The organism is Streptomyces sp. HUAS MS02 (assembly GCF_055702265.1).
In genome coordinates, this window is record NZ_CM146747.1 from 5,074,116 (window position 1) to 5,090,597 (window position 16,482).

At 71.4% G+C, this 16,482-nt stretch carries 19 protein-coding genes and 1 tRNA gene; 3 read left to right on the forward strand and 17 right to left on the reverse strand.

The annotated features are described in order from the left end of the window. Window positions 1-193: 193 nt before the first annotated feature. Window positions 194-955: a TetR/AcrR family transcriptional regulator gene (locus ACZ9QC_RS21735; RefSeq protein WP_472914661.1), complete on the forward strand. Its 762-nt coding sequence runs from the start codon at window positions 194-196 to the stop codon at window positions 953-955. A 74-nt stretch (window positions 956-1,029) separates the two neighbouring features. Here ACZ9QC_RS21735 and ACZ9QC_RS21740 read toward each other — a convergent pair whose 3' ends face one another. The 4 genes from ACZ9QC_RS21740 to ACZ9QC_RS21755 all read right to left on the reverse strand — a co-directional run bounded on the left by ACZ9QC_RS21740 (window position 1,030) and on the right by ACZ9QC_RS21755 (window position 5,822). Further along, window positions 1,030-1,494, reverse strand: a complete 465-nt coding sequence (locus tag ACZ9QC_RS21740; protein ID WP_472914662.1) for a PPOX class F420-dependent oxidoreductase — start codon at window positions 1,492-1,494, stop codon at window positions 1,030-1,032. A gap of 163 nt (window positions 1,495-1,657) precedes the next feature. Continuing rightward, a complete protein-coding gene (locus tag ACZ9QC_RS21745) occupies window positions 1,658-2,545 on the reverse strand; it encodes a YceI family protein (protein ID WP_472914663.1) in 888 nt (295 codons plus the stop codon). Between the two features lie 132 nt (window positions 2,546-2,677). Then, window positions 2,678-5,116: an MFS transporter gene (locus tag ACZ9QC_RS21750; RefSeq protein WP_472921754.1), complete on the reverse strand. Its 2,439-nt coding sequence runs from the start codon at window positions 5,114-5,116 to the stop codon at window positions 2,678-2,680. A gap of 217 nt (window positions 5,117-5,333) precedes the next feature. Next, window positions 5,334-5,822 (reverse strand): MarR family winged helix-turn-helix transcriptional regulator, encoded by a 489-nt coding sequence (locus ACZ9QC_RS21755; RefSeq protein ID WP_472914664.1) that lies wholly within the window; start codon window positions 5,820-5,822, stop codon window positions 5,334-5,336. Between the two features lie 172 nt (window positions 5,823-5,994). Between ACZ9QC_RS21755 and ACZ9QC_RS21760 the strand changes: the two genes are divergently transcribed. After that, a complete protein-coding gene (locus ACZ9QC_RS21760; RefSeq protein ID WP_472914665.1) occupies window positions 5,995-6,195 on the forward strand; it encodes a hypothetical protein in 201 nt (66 codons plus the stop codon). Window positions 6,196-6,636: 441 nt separating this feature from the next. On the opposite strand, the gene ACZ9QC_RS21765 is transcribed toward ACZ9QC_RS21760, so the two are convergent. The 8 genes from ACZ9QC_RS21765 to ACZ9QC_RS21800 form a co-directional block, all read right to left on the reverse strand. Beyond that, window positions 6,637-7,557 carry an RNA polymerase sigma factor SigF gene (locus ACZ9QC_RS21765; protein WP_215456774.1) on the reverse strand — a complete coding sequence of 307 codons (921 nt, stop codon included), beginning with the start codon at window positions 7,555-7,557 and terminating at the stop codon, window positions 6,637-6,639. 525 nt (window positions 7,558-8,082) lie between these two features. Next, a complete protein-coding gene (locus ACZ9QC_RS21770; protein WP_472914666.1) occupies window positions 8,083-8,970 on the reverse strand; it encodes an RNA polymerase sigma factor SigF in 888 nt (295 codons plus the stop codon). 249 nt (window positions 8,971-9,219) lie between these two features. Next, window positions 9,220-9,513, reverse strand: a complete 294-nt coding sequence (locus ACZ9QC_RS21775; RefSeq protein WP_472914667.1) for a Dabb family protein — start codon at window positions 9,511-9,513, stop codon at window positions 9,220-9,222. A gap of 57 nt (window positions 9,514-9,570) precedes the next feature. Next, window positions 9,571-9,783, reverse strand: a complete 213-nt coding sequence (locus ACZ9QC_RS21780; RefSeq protein WP_472921989.1) for a hypothetical protein — start codon at window positions 9,781-9,783, stop codon at window positions 9,571-9,573. A gap of 110 nt (window positions 9,784-9,893) precedes the next feature. Then, window positions 9,894-9,978 (reverse strand) — tRNA-Ser (locus ACZ9QC_RS21785). A gap of 77 nt (window positions 9,979-10,055) precedes the next feature. Beyond that, on the reverse strand, window positions 10,056-10,541 hold the full coding sequence (locus tag ACZ9QC_RS21790; RefSeq protein ID WP_472921755.1) for a nucleoside deaminase: 486 nt from the start codon (window positions 10,539-10,541) through the stop codon (window positions 10,056-10,058). Window positions 10,542-10,731: 190 nt separating this feature from the next. Then, window positions 10,732-11,256, reverse strand: coding sequence for a tRNA adenosine deaminase-associated protein (locus ACZ9QC_RS21795; protein ID WP_472921756.1), 525 nt, complete (start codon window positions 11,254-11,256; stop codon window positions 10,732-10,734). 380 nt (window positions 11,257-11,636) lie between these two features. After that, window positions 11,637-11,846, reverse strand: a complete 210-nt coding sequence (locus ACZ9QC_RS21800) for a hypothetical protein (RefSeq protein WP_472914668.1) — start codon at window positions 11,844-11,846, stop codon at window positions 11,637-11,639. A 302-nt stretch (window positions 11,847-12,148) separates the two neighbouring features. Between ACZ9QC_RS21800 and upp the strand changes: the two genes are divergently transcribed. Further along, entirely contained in the window at window positions 12,149-12,784 is a 636-nt protein-coding gene (gene upp, locus ACZ9QC_RS21805) for a uracil phosphoribosyltransferase (protein WP_184892106.1), read from the forward strand. A gap of 18 nt (window positions 12,785-12,802) precedes the next feature. On the opposite strand, the gene ACZ9QC_RS21810 is transcribed toward upp, so the two are convergent. The 5 genes from ACZ9QC_RS21810 to ACZ9QC_RS21830 all read right to left on the reverse strand — a co-directional run bounded on the left by ACZ9QC_RS21810 (window position 12,803) and on the right by ACZ9QC_RS21830 (window position 16,461). Continuing rightward, window positions 12,803-13,489 carry a LytR C-terminal domain-containing protein gene (locus ACZ9QC_RS21810; RefSeq protein ID WP_472921757.1) on the reverse strand — a complete coding sequence of 229 codons (687 nt, stop codon included), beginning with the start codon at window positions 13,487-13,489 and terminating at the stop codon, window positions 12,803-12,805. A gap of 312 nt (window positions 13,490-13,801) precedes the next feature. Further along, the gene (locus ACZ9QC_RS21815) at window positions 13,802-14,098 is read right to left on the reverse strand and encodes a type II toxin-antitoxin system VapB family antitoxin (protein WP_003999914.1); all 297 of its coding nucleotides are present in this window, start codon (window positions 14,096-14,098) and stop codon (window positions 13,802-13,804) included. Window positions 14,099-14,432: 334 nt separating this feature from the next. Continuing rightward, window positions 14,433-14,600 carry a hypothetical protein gene (locus ACZ9QC_RS21820; protein WP_472914669.1) on the reverse strand — a complete coding sequence of 56 codons (168 nt, stop codon included), beginning with the start codon at window positions 14,598-14,600 and terminating at the stop codon, window positions 14,433-14,435. 60 nt (window positions 14,601-14,660) lie between these two features. Next, complete coding sequence (locus ACZ9QC_RS21825; RefSeq protein ID WP_472914670.1) at window positions 14,661-15,047, reverse strand: hypothetical protein; 387 nt, start codon at window positions 15,045-15,047, stop codon at window positions 14,661-14,663. An 820-nt stretch (window positions 15,048-15,867) separates the two neighbouring features. Continuing rightward, a complete protein-coding gene (locus ACZ9QC_RS21830; RefSeq protein ID WP_472914671.1) occupies window positions 15,868-16,461 on the reverse strand; it encodes an HhH-GPD-type base excision DNA repair protein in 594 nt (197 codons plus the stop codon). Window positions 16,462-16,482 lie beyond the last annotated feature (21 nt).

Consider the following 16,482-nt stretch of genomic DNA (forward strand, 5'->3'; position numbering starts at 1 on the left):
GGCGGGGGGCCCTGCTGTCGGGGGGCTTCGGGTTGTGCGTGGTTGCTCGCGCAGTTCCCCGCGCCCCTGGAGGGCGTGCCGCGCGCGGCCCTACCACGCTCCCTGAAAGGGCGCGTGGCCCTTCCCAGTGCGGCATCCGCCTAGCATCGTCACCGGCGGAGAAACAGAGGAAGCCGTTCTCGGAAGGTGCGTCATGGTGAAGGGAGCCGGTCGGTCCGGAGGTTCCGCGCGGGCCAGTGTGTGGCTGGACGAGAAGGCGCGGGGCGGACGGGGCGGACAGCCCTCGGGGCTGGACCGGGAGCGGATCACCGTGACGGCCGTGCGGCTGCTGGACGCCGAGGGGCTCGCCAAGTTCTCGATGCGGCGGCTGGCGGCCGAGCTGCACGTGACGGCGATGTCGGTCTACTGGTACGTGGACACCAAGGACGACCTGCTGGAACTTGCCCTCGACCAGGTCTTCGACGAGATGCGGCTGCCCCCGCCCGGCTCCGACGAGGACTGGCGGGACCAACTGCGCACGCTGGCCGGAGAGTACCGGGCGGTCCTGGTCCGCCACCCCTGGGTGTCGCCCCTCGCGGGCACCTTCCTCAACATCGGCCCGCGCGCGCTGGACTTCTCGCTCGCCGTGCAGCGCGTGATCCGCCGCACCGGGCTGCCGGCGCGCGGCCAGGCCGGTGCCATCGCGGCGGTCTTCCAGTTCGTGTACGGCTTCGGCACCATCGAGGGCCACTTCGCGCAGCGCTCCGCCACGGCCGGGATGACCCAGGAGGAGTACTTCCGCGAGGCCATGCGCGCGGTGTCCGACTCCCTCGCACCCCATGAGGTCATCCAGCACTCCGCCGACCTCATGGAGGCCCGCGGCGGCGAGACCGTCGAGGAGATGCGCGAACGCGACTTCGGCTACGCCCTGGACACCCTCGTCGCCGGCATCGAGGTGATGGCGACGAGGGGTTGAGAAGCGCTCAGCTGTCATCGCGGACGGCGACGAGGGGGTGAGAGGCGCCCTCGTCGAGGACGGCGACGAGGGCGCTACCGCGCCAGCCGTGCCGGGAAGCCGCCGGTGGCCACCGGTCCCCACCTCACCGGGGTGATCCGGATGATCGACTTGCCCTGCTTGATCATCGCCTCGCGGTACTCGTCCCAGTCCGGGTGCTCGCCCGAGATGTTGCGGAAGTACTCCACCAGGGGCTCGACCGAGTCCGGCGAGTCGATGACCTCGGCCGTGCCGTCGATCTGTACCCAGGGGCCGTCCCAGTCGTCGCTCAGCACGACGACGCTCACGCGCTCGTCCCGCTTGGCGTTCCGGGTCTTGGCCCGCTCGGGGTACGTGGAGACCACGATCCGGCCCGAGTCGTCGACACCGCAGGTCAGCGGGGAGGCCTGAGGGCCGCCGTCGGACCGCCGGGTGAGCAGGAGCGCCCGGTGCCGGGGGCGTACGAAGTCGAGCAGTTCTTCGAGGGAGACCGACGTGTTGGTCGCGATGTTCCGTGCCATGCGCTCAGCGTAGGGCCGAGGGCGCCTAATAGCTTGGGGGGACTGCGGTTCGGCGGGTGCGGGTGCGGGTGCGGGTGCGGCTGCCGGTGCGGGTGCGTTGGGGCTGTTCGCGCCCACGCGGCGGAGCCGCACATCGATACAGCCCGCGCCCCCGCAGGGCACGCTACGCGCCGCCCTGCACCGCCTGTACGTCCAGCTCGACCCTCAGCGTCGTGCCGATCGCCGCGATTCCCGCCTGCACCACCTGGTTGTAGTTCATGGCGAAGTCCGCACGGCGGAGTTCGGCGGTGGCCCGGAACGCGGCGCGGGTGCCGCCCCACGGGTCCGCGCCGGTGCCCAGGTAGGCCAGGTCCAGGTCGACCGGCCGTACGATCCCGCGCATGCTCAGCTCGCCGTGGACGGTCCACCGGTCCGGGCCGACGGGCGTGAGGCCGGTCGAGACATAGGTGATCTCGGGGTGCCGTTCGACGTCGAGGAAGTCCGGGGAGCGCAGGTGCTGGTCCCGGGTCGCGTTCCCCGTGTCGATCGAGGCGGCCCGGATCACCGCCTCCACCCGGGACTTGGTCCCCTCGTCGGGGGTCGGGGCGATCTCGACGGAGGCCGAGAAGTCGGTGAAGCGGCCGTGCACGCTGGAAATCCCGAGGTGCCGGGCCACGGCGGCGACGGAGGAGTGGGCGGGGTCGACGGTCCAGGGCCCGGGCGGCGGCAGTTCCGTACCACCCAGCCGGGTCAGCGTGACCGTACCGACCTCCGCCCCTCCGGTCGCGGTCACCAGGGCGCTGGAGGCCATCGGCGTGTAGCCGACCGCCGTCACGATCACCGTGTACGCGCCCGGCGCGAGCGGCGTGGGGTCGTGCACGACCCCTTCGGCGTCCGCCTCGGCGCGCAGCACCTGCGTCCCGGTCATGTCCGTCACGGTGACGACCGCGTGCGACACGGCCCAGCCGTCCCGGGTACGAATCCTCGCGGTCAGCCCGGCCCGCCCGGTGGGCCCTGCCGGTCCGGCCGGGCCCACCTGTTCTGTCCGCCCTGCCTGCCCTGCCGGTTCCATGTCCGTCAACTCCTCAGCATGCGACCGGCCGGTGGAGCGGGGGGAGGCTCCACCGGCCGGTGGTTCAACTGTCATCTGCCCGAAGGCCCGAAAGCCCGAGAACTCGGAGGCACGAGAACTCGGAGGCCCGAACTACTCGCCGGGGTGCGCGAGTTCGATGTCGTGGCCGTCGACGCCGGGGCCGCTGACCGTCAGGGCCGTGGCCACGGGCGGGTAACCGGTCGCGATGACCGTGTACTCGCCGCTGTCCAGGTCGGCGAAGGCGTACGCCCCGTCCGCGCCGGTGGTGGCCGTGCCTACCACGTTGCCCGCCGCGTCGACGATGGTCACGCGGGCGTCGGCCAGCACCCCGCCCGCTGCCCGTACGACCCCCTGGAGCCGGGCCCCGGCCTCCAGGTCGATCTCGATCCGGGTGATCCCGGTGCCGCCGACCTCGACGGGCAGGGCACGCGGGCGGAACCCGGCGGCGTTCACCGCGACGGTCACCCCGCCCGGCACCAGCTCGCCGAAGCCGAACTCGCCCTGCTCACCGGTGACTCCACTGGCCAGCACGTCGCCACGCACATCGGTCACGACGACCATGGCGTCCTGCACGCCCTGTCCGGCCCCGGCGGCCCGCACCACGCCGCTCAGCCCGCTGGTCCCGCTGAGCAGGATGTCGTACGCGACCGGCTCGTCGTTCACGACGACCGTGGACGCCTGCGGCTGGAACCCGTCGGCGGCCGCGATCAGGACGTACGACCCGGCGGCGGGCGCGTCCACCGAGTAGGCCCCGCCGGCCCCCGCGACCGAACGGCCGAGCTGCCGCCCGCCGAGCGAGATCAGGGTGACGGCGGCCCGCGGCACGGGCACGCCCTCGGCGCCGCGGACCTGCCCCCGTACGGGGATGCCGCTGCCGGTACCGCCGCCGGCACCGCTGCCGGCGCCCGTGACCGGGGCGACTTCGGTCGAGGCCGTTGCCGCCGCCCGGGGTGCCTCGGCCGTGGCCGAGCCGGTGGACACCGTGGCCGGAGTCTCGGCCGGGAGCGCCTCGGTCGGCCGGGCCGCGTCGGACGCCTGGGCCGCCTGGGCTGCCTGGGCGAGCGCTCCGGTGGTCCGCAGCGGGACCTCCTTGATGAAGAGGGAGAAGACGAGCGCGAGGACGGCGAAGGGGGCGGCGTAGAGGAAGACGTCTCCGATGCCGTGGCCGTAGGCGCTCTCGATGACCGCGCGGATCGGTGCGGGCAGCGCGTCCAGGTCGGGGATCTCACCGTGGCCCGAGCCCGAGCCGGAGACCCCGAGCTTGGCGAGGCCCTCCTCGGCGTAGTGCGTGATCCGGTGGCTCAGCACCGCGCCCAGCGCCGAGACGCCGATCGCGCCGCCGAGGGAGCGGAAGAAGGTGACGACCGAGCTGGCGGCGCCGAGGTCGCTCGGGGCGACCTGGTTCTGCGTGCACAGCACCAGGTTCTGCATCATCATGCCGACGCCGAGCCCGAGCAGCGCCATGAAGATCGCCACGTGCCAGTACGGGGTGTCGTGGCGGAGGGTGCCCAGCAGGCCGAGGCCCGCGGTGACCAGCACACTGCCGGCGAGCAGCCAGGCCTTCCAGCGGCCGGTGCGGGTGATGACCAGTCCGGAGACGGTCGAGGAGACGAACAGACCGGCGATCATCGGGATGGTCAGGACGCCGGACATGGTCGGGGACTTGTCGCGGGCCAGCTGGAAGTACTGGCTGAAGAAGATGGTGCCGGAGAACATCGCGACGCCGACGAAGAGCGAGGCCAACGAGGCCAGGGTGATCGTCCGGTTGCGGAACAGCCGCAGCGGGACGATCGGCTCGCTCGCCTTCGCCTCGACGAGGAGGAAGAGCCCCAGCAGCAGAATCGTGCCGCCGACCATCGTGTACGTCTGCCACGACACCCAGTCGTACTTGTCACCGGCGAAGGTCACCCAGATCAGCAGCAGGCAGACCGCGGCGGTGATGAGGAACGCGCCGGCCCAGTCGACCTTGGCCTTGCGCCTGACGACCGGCAGGTGCAGCGTCCGCTGGAGCACGATCAGGGCGATGACGGCGAAGGGGACACCGACGTAGAAGCACCAGCGCCAGCCGAGCCAGCTCGTGTCGGTGATGACACCGCCGACCAGCGGACCGCCGACCATGGCGGTGGCGAAGGTGGCGCCGAGGTAGCCGTTGTACCGGCCGCGCTCACGCGGGGAGATCATCGCCGCGAGGATGATCTGGGCCAGCGAGGAGAGCCCGCCCATGCCGATGCCCTGGACCGCGCGGAACCCGATGAGCATCCCGGCGTTCTGCGAGAGTCCGGCGGCGGCCGATCCCAGCACGAAGATCACGAGCGCGAGCTGGATCAGCAGCTTCTTGGAGAACAGGTCGGCGAGCTTGCCCCACAGCGGGGTGGACGCGGTCATCGCCAGCAGCGACGCGGTCACCACCCAGGTGTACGCGCTCTGGCCGCCGCCGAGGTCCTTGATGATGTCCGGCAGCGCGTTCGACACGATCGTCGACGACAGGATCGCCACGAACATGCCGAGCAGCAGCCCGGTCAGCGCTTCCATGATCTGCCGGTGGGTCATCGGGGCGTGGTCGCCACCGCTGTGGGGGGCACCCTTGGCGGGTCCTCCACCGTGCTTGGCGTGAGCCCGCACACCGGCTGGTGTGGTCGTTGCCATGGGGCTTCCTTTTCCTACGGGTCTTTGCGGGTGTACGGGTTGTGGGGTGGCCGCCGCGACGTGGACGTTCGGGTCGCCCGCGTTCCCGGCCGAACTCGGTCGCTCTCGGCGAACTAGGCCGCTATACGGACGTGCGGGTCGGCGGGGTCGGTGCGGCCGGCGGGGTCGGCGTCCGGGCCGGCGCGGGGGCGTCGAAGCTCTCCCGCAGCCGGGCCAGGAGCCGGGTCAGTTGTCCGACCTCGTCGTCGGACCAGTCGCTCAGCCGGGCGGCCATCAGTCGGCTGGTGCGCCGGTACAGCTCGGTGACCACGTCCCGGCCCTCGGGGGTCAGGCACAGGATGCGTGAGCGTTTGTCCGCCGGGTCGGGGAGGCGTTCGATCCAGCCCCGCTCGGCGACGTGCGCGACGTGTCGGCTGGTCACCGACATGTCGACGGAGAGCAGCTCGGCGAGCCTGCTCATCCGCATCTCGCCGTGCCGGCCCAGCAGCTTCAGGACTCCCGCCGATCCGCCGGGGCACTCGTACGGCAGCATCCGTGCGATCTCCCGGTTGACGGCCCCGATGGCGCTGAGCTGACGGGCCAGCTCCTCGTAGTGCGCTTGCCCGGCCATGGAGTCCCTCCCGCTTTGTTGCTTAGGGCAACCATAGGACTGGATGGTTGCTACAGGCAAATGGAATCGGGGTTCGCGCGGCCCAAGTCTTGGCAAAGGGGAACGTTCGGGGTCTCCCGGGCGGACAACCCCGCTTGGGCGCGTCCTGCCGGATTCGCTAAGGTCTCGGGCCATGGCCGACAACCAGAACCCCCAGGGCAACTACGACCCCGCGGGGAGCACGCAGATGTTCCGCGCCTTCGTCGACGAGACGCCGGCGGGGGGCCGACAGGTCGCCGCGACCGGGTCGTCCGGGCCGCGGGTCGGTGTGATCGTCGGTGTGATCGCGGCGGTGGCGGTGGTGGCCGCGGTGGTGTGGCTCGCGCTGGTGTGAGGCCGTCAGGTGGGCTGCCTGTGCCTACTCGGCTGCCGGTGCCTACCCGGCTGCCGGGTGCGGTGCGTTGGCGGCCGCGGGCCCGGTGGGGCTTCTCGCGCAGTTCCCCGCGCCCCTGAAAAGCAGGGGCTGCGCCCCGTGCTTTTCATCGGCCGCGGCCCCGGCGTCTTTCATCGGCCGCAGCCTCGCCGTCCCTCAGGCCGGCAGGTCTTGGTCTTGGTCTCTTGGGGGCGCGGGGAACTGCGCGAGCAACCACGAACCACCCGCACCCGCCACCCACCAGCGCACCGCACCACACCGCACCCGGCAGGCAATCAGGCGCCCCCGGTAGCCGAGTAGGCACCGGCCGTCGAGTAGGCGCCCCGCGGACGCGCTGACCGCCGGGTTGCCGTGGAGCTCGGCAACCCGGCGGTCACGTGTCAACGCGTGGCCGATGCGGCCTCAGTCGGAGATCAGGCCCTCACGGAGCTGAGCCAGGGTCCGGGTCAGGAGCCGGGAGACGTGCATCTGGGAGATGCCGACCTCTTCGCCGATCTGGGACTGCGTCATGTTCGCGAAGAACCGGAGCATGATGATCCGGCGCTCGCGCGGCGGCAGCTTGGCCAGCAGCGGCTTCAGGGACTCCCGGTACTCCACGCCCTCCAGCGCCGTGTCCTCGTAGCCGAGGCGGTCCGCGAGGGAGCCCTCGCCGCCGTCGTCCTCGGGCGCCGGGGAGTCGAGCGAGGACGCCGTGTACGCGTTGCCGACGGCGAGGCCGTCGACCACGTCCTCCTCCGAGACGCCCAGGACCGCGGCGAGTTCGGTGACCGTCGGCGAGCGGTCGAGCTTCTGCGAGAGCTCGTCACTGGCCTTGGTGAGCGCCAGCCGCAGCTCCTGCAGCCGCCGCGGCACCCGGACCGACCATGACGTGTCGCGGAAGAAGCGCTTGATCTCGCCCACGACCGTCGGCATCGCGAACGTCGGGAACTCCACGCCCCGTTCGCAGTCGAAGCGGTCGATCGCCTTGATCAGGCCGATTGTGCCGACCTGGACGATGTCCTCCATCGGTTCGTTGCGCGACCGGAAACGTGCGGCGGCGTAACGCACCAGCGGGAGGTTGAGCTCGATCAGGGTGTCCCGGACGTAGGCGCGCTCGGGGCTGTTCTCGTCCAACGCGGCGAGCCGCAGGAACAGGGAGCGGGACAGGGTGCGGGTGTCGATGTTCGCCGAGGCCGACAAGGCCGGGAACTCAGACGCCGGCGGAGCCTGGGGACCGGGAAGGCCCTCGAGCGCCTGAAGGTCCTGAGGGGCCTGGATAGCGTCGGGCGCGGTTTCGCTCTTGGCGAGCGTGAGCACCTTCGAGCTGCCCTGGTCTGCGGACATGCCACCCCCTTTGGGTCGCGGACGGTCGCGGCGGACGCTCCCGTCGTAAGGAACGCAGCCTCCACCTGAATACCGGCGGCGAGGCCACGGCAAACGCGCTGGGGGAAGAATGTCACACGTCGGCAACGCGATGTAGTGACATGTCGACATGGAGAGGGTGAATAGGCCCTGGAAAGAGGCGTTCTGATGGTGTTTCAGTGCAGATCGACCTGAAAGAGCATCAAAGAGCGATTCGCTCTCACCGGTGATATCTCGACAGCGCATTCGGTCACGCCCATGGCCTGCGCACGTGTACCGCTGGCCGATTCTGTGCGCCCCGCCTGCCATCGTGCGCCCCGCGTGCCCCATGGTCCATCCGGGAAGGTGTGGACGGTTCCTTGTTACCGAGGGTCACGCGCGAATGCCCTGTCAGGGGTGCGGTGAAGGAGCGACCGGCCCCCGACCCATCGCGCACCCGCAGATGGCCATGAACCCGGCCGGCGAGCAGGCGCCCGACGGCCGGGCGGGGCGCTACACCGCGGAGCGCTACACCTCGATCCGGTTGGCCGACCGCAGCCGTGCGAAGCTCCGCGCCAGCAGCCGCGACACATGCATCTGGGAGACCCCCAGTTCGGCGCTGATCTGCGACTGCGTGAGGTTGCTGTAGTAGCGGAGCAGCAGGATCCGCTGCTCGCGTTCGGGGAGTTGGACGAGGAGGTGCCGTACGAGGTCACGGTGTTCGACCCCGTCGAGTTCGGGGTCCTCGTAGCCGAGCCGGTCGAGCAGTCCCGGCAGCCCGTCGCCCTCCTGCGCTGCCTCCAGCGAGGTCGCGTGGTACGAGCGGCCCGCCTCGATGCAGGACAGGACCTCCTCCTCGCTGATGCGCAACCGCTCGGCGATCTCCGCGGTGGAGGGGGTGCGGCCGAAGGCGGTGGTGAGATCCTCGGTCGCGCTGTTCACCTGGACCCACAGCTCGTGCAGCCGACGCGGGACGTGGACCGTGCGGACGTTGTCGCGGAAGTACCGCTTGATCTCCCCGACGACGGTCGGCATGGCGAAGGTCGGGAACTGCACGCCGCGGTCGGGGTCGAAGCGGTCGATCGCGTTGATCAGTCCGATGGTGCCGACCTGGACCACGTCCTCCATGGGCTCGTTGCGGGAGCGGAAACGGGCGGCCGCGTAGCGCACGAGCGGGAGGTTCGCCTCGATGAGCGCCCCGCGCACGCGGTTGTGCTCCGGAGTGCCCGGCGCCAGATGCTTCAGCTCGCCGAACAGGACCTGGGTGAGGGCCCGGGTGTCGGCGCCGCGACGTTTCTCCGGGGCGGGGGCCGTGGCCTGGCTGGTGACCTGGGCCGGTGCGGCATCGGGAGCGGGGACGTCTTCCTGGGGAGGCGCAGTACTGGCCGACACGGTCAACGCCACCTCTTCATCCATCAACTCAACCGTCAAAAGCGGTCATAGCATCACAAGACATGTGCACTGTGATCAAGCACCACATATCGCCGTGTTGAGAAAAAAGCCCCGCGCTGCGGGAGCACGGGGCGGAGAAGACGTGAGGAACGAACGCCGGAAAGGCGCTGGGGAGGGGCGGAGGCGGACCGCGGAAGCGGGTGCGGCTGAGGCTGAGAACGGGAAGGTGCGGCTCAGCGCGGGCGGGTGCGGCTCAGCGCGAGGGGGTGCGGCTCAGAACTCGTAGTCGGCGATGATCCACGTCGAGAACTCGTGCCACAGCGCCACGCCCGCCTGGTGGTCCGGGTGCTCGACGTACGTCCGCAGCGCGTCCGCGTCGTCGAACGCGGAGTTGATCGCGAAGTCGTAGGCGATGGGGCGGTCGCTGACGTTCCAGCCCAGCTCCCAGAAGCGGATCTCGCCGATCCTGCCGTCGAGCGCGCGGAACGCGTCCACACCCTTCACGACCCGCGGGTCGTCGCGCTCGACGCCCTCGTTGAGCTTGAAGAGGACCAGGTGGCGGATCATGGGTGCTCCGGAGTGGTCGTACGAGGTGCTGGGCAGCGGCGGCCCGGGACCCGGGGTCTACTGGGCCCCGTCGGCGATCCAGGTGAAGAAGTCGCCGATGGCCTGGGCGGCGTTGGAGATGCCCTCGAACCCTATCTGGACGTAGTCGGCGGCGTTTTCCGGGTCTGTGATGATCACGTAGGCCACGAAGACCACAAGCACGTACAGTGCGATCTTCTTCCCCTGTACCGCCACCGCGGCCTCCCCCGCCTTGTGCCCTGTGGGCCCCATGGGTCCCTCTTTGTCGGCGGCGAGTGTAACCCGATCATGCGTTCGCAGGAGAGGCTGCGGAGCCGTGGAACGCAGGAAGGGCCCCGTCTGACGACGGGGCCCTTCTCCAGCGGTAGCGGAGGGATTTGAACCCTCGGTGACTTGCGCCACACTCGCTTTCGAGGCGAGCTCCTTCGGCCGCTCGGACACGCTACCGAGGGAGACCTTACAGCAAGGTGGGGCGTGCTTTGAAATCGGTATCGGGCGGGGGCGGAGCCCGGTGCCGGCGGGGCTCAGCGGGTGCGGAAGAAGTCGGTGAGAAGACGGGCGCAGTCGTCGGCGAGGACCCCCTCGACGACCTCGGGGCGGTGGTTGAGACGACGGTCGCGTACGACGTCCCAGAGGGAGCCGGCGGCTCCGGCCTTCTCGTCGCGCGCCCCGTAGACGACGCGGTCGACCCTCGACTGCACCAGGGCGCCCGCGCACATCGTGCAGGGTTCGAGGGTGACGACGAGGGTGCAGCCGGTGAGCCGCCATTCGCCCGCCCGTCTCCCGCCACCACCCTTGCCGGAGGCGCTTCGCGCCGCTGAATCTCTCAAAGCCACGGCGGCGCGGCGGACGGCGAGCACCTCCGCGTGCGCGGTGGGGTCGCCGGTCGCTTCGCGTTCGTTGTGTCCGGCGGCCAGTACGGTCGTGCCGTCCGGGGCCAGGACGACCGCGCCGACCGGGACGTCACCGCCCTCGGCGGCCCGCCTCGCCTCGACCAGGGCGAGGCGCATCGCGGCCCGCCACGGGTCGCGCACGGGATCGATCCCGGCCGATGCGTCCGCGCCGCTCGCGCCAGCCCCTCCGGCGGCGCCGGTCGCTCCGGTCGAGCCAGTCGCGCCCGTCGAGCCGGTGGCGCCCGTCGCTCCGGTGGAGCCGGTTGCCTCGGTCACCGGGGGAAGTCCCCCGGCGGGTACGGCGGAGTCAGCGGACCGTCTCCAGGACTTCCGACGCTCCGAGGGCCTCGGCGATCGAGCTGAGGGCGTCGTCGGCGTCGAGAGCGCGCAGCTCCTTCTCGCTCACGCCCAGGTCGTCGAGGATCTCGGTGTCGCCTACGGGGCTGTGCGGAACGGCCTCGGTGCTCGTGTCGTCGTCATCGTCGTCCGGCTCGCCGTCCTCCGTCCCGTCCAGGTCGAGGGATTCCAGGTCGGCGTCGATGTCGCCGGGCTCCCTCCCGAGCAGTTCGTCGGTGAGCAGGATCTCGCCGTAGCTGCTGCGGGCAGCGGCGGCGGCGTCCGACACGTAGATACGAGGGTCGTCCTCGCCATCGATGCGGACGACGCCGAACCACGCGTCCTCCTGCTCGATGAGCACCAGCACCGTGTCGTCGTCGGGCGAGGCTTCACGGGCCAGGTCGGCCAGATCCGACAGGGTTTCCACATCGTCGAGCTCTGTGTCGCTCGCTTCCCACCCGTCTTCGGTGCGCGCGAGCAGTGCGGCGAAGTACACCGTGACTCTCCCACTGGTCATAGGTGTGCCGGTCGGGGGTCCCCCCGGCGGAGGTTGTGGGTGGGGAGGCTTGCGGTCCGAGCCCCACCCACTCGGAATCGTGGCAGAAACAGAGCGCACAGGGGACGTCTTCGGCTCCCTGTGTCCGGCTCTTTTGATCGCCGGTGGGTCCGCCGTTCACCTGCGTACCTGTTGCCGCCACCAGCGGATCGTACGCGCAGTTCCTGGCCGCATATGCACGACCACCCCGTGAACGCCCCACACAGACCCCACGAACCCGGCGCATGGGCCCCCATGGGCGCGTCCGCGGAGGGCCGGAGACGGCGGGTGGGGCGGGGCGAGGGACGGAGGAAGGGCCCGGAGGGCGGGGCGCCCCGGGGTCACCAGCGGAACGTGCGCATGCGCATGGCGTGGCGCAGGCGCGCGGCCTTGGCGCGGCGGGGCTGGACGCGGTCGCGCAGCTCCCGCGCCTCCGTCAGCTCCCGCAGGAACTGCGCCCGCCGTCGCCGTCGCGCCGCGTCGCTCTCCGAGCCGGTCTCGCGTGTGCTCTCGCGCGTGCTTTCTCGTGTGCGCTCGGCCGCTCCCGCCATCTCCTCAACCCCCTGGGTCGCACGGTCCGACGCCTGCCCGCGCCCGCGGGGTGCCTCGGCCGGTCCGCCCCTGGTCCGCGCGGTCCCGCCCGCCGTTCGTGCTGGCTTGTCGGTCATGTGCCCCCGCTCGGCCGTCGGCTGCTGATCGGCGGCGGTTCCGGAGTGGGCGAACGTCGGGCCTCGGCTCGTTCGGGCGCCGCTCTGTTCATCCCACTTTCCCTCCGACGGCGGGTTTGATGCCATCGGGAAGGGCGGACCGTGCGGGGGCGCTCGCGCATGCCGCCCCGGTTACTGTTGTGGACATGCGTCTCCATGTCGTCGACCACCCTCTGGTCGCTCACAAGCTCACCACGCTGCGCGACCAGCGCACCGACTCCCCGACCTTCCGTCGTCTCGCCGACGAACTGGTCACCCTGCTCGCCTACGAGGCCACGCGGGACGTGCGCACCGAGCTCGTCGACATCACGACGCCGGTCGCCGCGACCACCGGCGTCAAGCTCTCCCACCCGCGCCCGCTCGTCGTGCCGATCCTGCGGGCCGGCCTCGGCATGCTCGACGGCATGGTCCGGCTGCTGCCGACCGCCGAGGTGGGCTTCCTGGGCATGATCCGCAACGAGGAGACGCTGGAGGCCTCCACGTACGCCACCCGCATGCCGGAGGACCTCTCCGGGCGCCAGGTGTACGTCCTCGACCCCATGCTCGCGACCGGCGGCACCCTCGTCGCCGCGATCCGTGAGCTGATCGCCCGCGGCGCCGACGACGTGACCGCCGTGGTGCTCCTCGCCGCCCCCGAGGGCGTCGAGGTCATGGAGCGCGAGCTGGCCGGCGCCCCCGTGACGGTCGTGACGGCCGCGGTCGACGAGCGCCTCAACGAGCACGGCTACATCGTGCCGGGCCTGGGAGACGCGGGCGACCGGCTGTACGGCGCCGCCGAGTAGCCGGAGCGGGGTTCCGCCTCAGCAGGTCCTCGTCGTGGTGGGCGTCGGCTCGGGGCTGGTCAGATCGGCCAGCGCCTTGTCGGCGTCCTTCTGCTTGCTGAGGGCCTTGAAGCCGGTACCGATGATCAGGTCCACCTCGGTGGCCTTCGTGCGGCCGTCGGTCTTCAGCTGGGCACCGGTGAGCTGGGTGTTGAGAACGGGCAGCGCCGCGTCCTCGGCGGCCTTCGCGCCGAGCAGGAGCGCGGCGCCCTTGACCTTCTTGTCGTACTCCTTCGTCGCGTTCCCCACGTTGCCGATGCGGAAGCCGCGCTTCTTCAACTCGTCGGCGGTGTCCTTGGCGAGGCCCGCGCGGGGCGTGGCGTTGAGGACGTTGACGGTGATCTTGCCGGGCGCGGGGAAGCCGTTCACCGACGCGCCGGGCTTGTCGGCCCTGTCGGCCGTGCCCCTGTCGGCCTTGCCGGACTTCCCGGCCGATCCGCTCGCCTTCGGGGACGGGCTCACCCGGGTCGCGCAGTCGGCCTTGGGGCCGGCCGCCGCGGCCTGGTCCTCGTCGCCCGTGAAGACGTCGATGAGCTGCAGGGTTCCCCAGCCGACGAGGCCGAGCGCGGCCGTGGACGCGACGACCGCGAGGACGAGCCTGCGGCGCCTCCTGGGCCGGCGCAGCCTCGGGTACTTGTCCCCCGTGATCCGGTACTGGCCGCCCATGCCGGGAGGAGTCAGCATGCTCATGGGCGCAGCGTAGTGCCGTTGGGCGGCGATGCCTACTAGATGATCATTCACCGCGCTGCAGTCCAACCCGAAAGGGCCAACGGGCCGATGGGGTCAAAGGCCGGTGGGTCAAAGGCCGACGGACCGATGGGCGGCGGGGTTACACGCCGATGGGCCGACGGGTGGTGGGGCCGACGGGTGGTGGGGCCGAAGGCCGGTGGGCTGACGGGCGGTCAGGCCACCGGGCGGTCAGGCCACCGGGCGGTTCGGGCGGGCGCGGGTGAGGGGCCGCCCGGCCGTGGAGGGCGGCTAGTCCAGTTCGAGGACGCGTGCGTGCAGGACCTGGCGTTGTTGGAGGGCGGCGCGGACCGCGCGGTGGAGGCCGTCCTCCAGGTACAGATCGCCCTGCCACTTCACCACGTGCGCGAAGAGGTCGCCGTAGAAGGTGGAGTCCTCGGCGAGGAGGGTCTCCAGGTCCAACTGCCCCTTGGTCGTCACGAGCTGATCGAGGCGGACCGGGCGCGGCGCGACGTCCGCCCACTGCCGGGTGCTTTCCCGGCCGTGGTCGGGGTACGGCCGGCCGTTTCCGATGCGCTTGAAGATCACACGGAAAGCCTACCGGTCCAGACGTTCCGGGCGCAGCCATGGCGACGGAGTGCGACCCCCGAAAAGGCGCCGCGAAGTGGGGCAAAAGGGTAATTCTGTGGGGGTTCGGTGGTGGTCATGGGCGCGCGGTGGGGCCATTTGGGGGCGCGAAGGGGGCGCTGTGCGGGGCGTCGGGAATTCTCCGCGCTCGTGGGCCGCCCATCCGCGGTTCTTCCTGGCTTCGCCGGGATCGCCCGTATGTCGGCCGGGTTCCGGTGCGCGTGGAGGGTGAACGCCCTGGAGCTGGTGGGGTACAGGGCGCTTCACCTGGGTGAGTTGAGGGATCGGCGTCGGGTCAGCCGTGGTTCGGGTCCCGCCGCGGCTGCTTGTCGGTGTCGCCGACCCGGGAGTGTTCGGATGTCCGTTCGGATTCCGGCTCGGGGGCGCGGGCGGGGGCAGGGGCGCTGCGATGGGCCTCTGCCTGAAGGAGCGCGCGAACGACCGTGTAGGGGTCTGCGGGCATGGGGGTCTCCTGTCCTGTGCTTGGGGTGTGGTCTGTGGGTCGAGTGAGCCGGGGGCTCGCTCAGCAGCGCAGGACCACGGAGCGCAGGGCGTGGAGGGGGTACGTGTGCCCGGGCCAGGGTGGGGCGGGGTGGAGGTGGTGGCCGGGCGGGGGCGTCGGCGAGGGGCGGGGGGACCTGACCGGGGCCGAGCGCGGTGGGGCGACCGGGCGGGGCGCGTGGCGGTTCTGGGGCCGGGGGGCGCTCTCGAGCAGGTCGCACTCGGCGGCGGGGAGTTCGCTCGACAGCGTGAGCGGGAGGGAGGGAGCGGCGTGGGTGGCGGCGTGTTCGGTGGGGACGAGCAGGACGATGGTGAGCGCGAGCACCCTCAGCCAGACCCTGCGCCGCGCGTACCGCCTGCCCCGGACACGCGGGGTGTCCGTGGGGCGGGAGCGGGCGCTGGGGTGCACGGGGGATGTTTTCCAGGGGCGGGTGTGCGTGTACCGGGTGGAGCCGGGGATCCGCTCGGTCGGCGTAGGGGGGAGGGGGAGGCGGAGCGTTGGGGGGAGGTGGGAACGCGGGGACGCGGGCGAGGTGGTCACGCAGTCGCCCGGTAACGGTGGCCAGGCGGCCAGCTCGACGGCCAGGCGGCCACCCTGGTGGCGCGGCGGCCACCCCGGCGGCTCCCTGACCCCCAGGCTCTTCCTGGCCTCCTTAGCTTCTGTGCCTTCCGAGCCCTCGGCCTCTCGGCCTTCCGAGCGTCGGCTCCCGGGCCTCCCGGTCTCCTGGCTGCAGAGCCTCCGAGTCCCTCAGGTCCTTGGCCTTTCGGCTTTCGGGGTCCCCGGCCTTCCGGCCTTCCGTGCTCCCAGGAACCTCGTGGTCTTCCGGCCTCGTGGTCTTCCGGCCTTCTGCTCTTCCGAGCGCCCGAGCCCCGGCCTCCTGGCCCCCTGGCCTCCCGAGCCCTGGCCTCCTGGCTTCCGAGCGCCGGCTCCCGGGCCTCCCGGACTCCTGGCTGCAGAGCCTCCGAGTCCCTCAGGTTCTCGGCCTTTCGGCTTTCGGGGCCCCCGGCCTTCCGGCCTTCCGCCCTTCCAGGAGCCTTGCGGCCTAGTACTCTTCCGGGCCTCCGAGCCCCTAGCCACTGGCCCCCAGCCCAGGTCCTCGGCCTCTCGGGCTTCCGTGCTCCCAAGCCTTCCGGCCTTCCGCCTTCCAGGCCGCCCCGGGTCTCCCGGCCCCGTATTTATGACCGGCTCCGCTCTCTTCAGGCTGTCGGGGGGCGACCAGGGCGCCCCGTTACTTGCCGGAGGCCTTCGCGGCTTTGGCCGCTGCCTTCATCTCCTGTTTGTGCGCGCGGACCTTGGCCAGGGATTCGGGTCCTTTGATGTCGGCCACGGAGCGGAAGGAGTCGGGGTCGCCGTACGAGCCCGCGGCCTCGCGCCAGCCGGTGGGGTGGACGCCGAGTTGTTTCCCGAGGAGGGCCAGGAAGATCTGGGCCTTCTGGTGGCCGAAGCCGGGGAGGGATTCGAGGCGGGAGAGGAGCTCCTTGCCGGTCGTCACGTCCTGCCAGACCGCGCTCGCGTCACCGTCGTAGTGCTCGACGAGGTACTGGCACAGCTGCTGGATCCGCTTCGCCATGGAGCCCGGGTAGCGGTGGACCGCGGGCTTGGTGGACAGCAGCGCGGCGAAGGACTCCGGGTCGGTCGCCGCGATCTCGTGGGCGTCCAGGTCGTCGGCGCCGAGGCGTTGGGCGATGGTCCAGGGGCCCTTGAACGCCCACTCCATCGGTACTTGCTGGTCCAACAGCATGCCGACCAGCGCGGCGAGGGGACTACGGCCGAGGAGGTCGTCCGCTTCGGGGTCCTGGGCGAGGTGAAGGGTGACGTTCATGCCCCGATGATCACCCGTCCC